1 pseudogene is annotated in these 337 nt (G+C 55.5%); it reads left to right on the top strand.

Features of this window, described 5'->3' with window-relative positions:
* Nucleotides 1–294 (top strand): annotated as a pseudogene (locus D1646_RS22520) (hypothetical protein); the annotation flags it as partial.
* Between the last annotated feature and the right edge of the window lie 43 nt (nt 295–337).

Genomic DNA, 337 nt, shown 5'->3' with positions numbered 1-337 from the left:
GCCGTTTCCATTGAGGGCGAGCAGGCATCCCCCTCGCTCTCCCAGGCGCAGGAGCTCCGCAAGCTGGATAAGGACGGGAAACTGAATGGCGATGTGATTGACGGCATTTTGAGCCGTGAGAAAAAGGAGGTAGACAAAGTGATTATTTCCGCCGCAGAACTGAACAAGTATTTCGGCAAGGACGCCACGCCCCGGGAGATGAAAGACCAGATTATGTCCCTGCTGGATGCGTGGAAAGAGAAGCAGCCCCCGGAGCGAACCGCCCCGGAGAAAAAGACCGACCGGGAAAAGTAAGCCTTGAGACATTTTGTCCCAAGGCTTTTCTCTTTCCCGCGCT

It is taken from the genome of Pseudoflavonifractor sp. 60 (assembly GCF_009911645.1).
Lineage (GTDB): Bacteria > Bacillota > Clostridia > Oscillospirales > Oscillospiraceae > Lawsonibacter.
The sequence above is the reverse complement of the archived record's forward strand: the minus strand, read 5'-3'. Positions and strand labels throughout refer to the sequence as shown.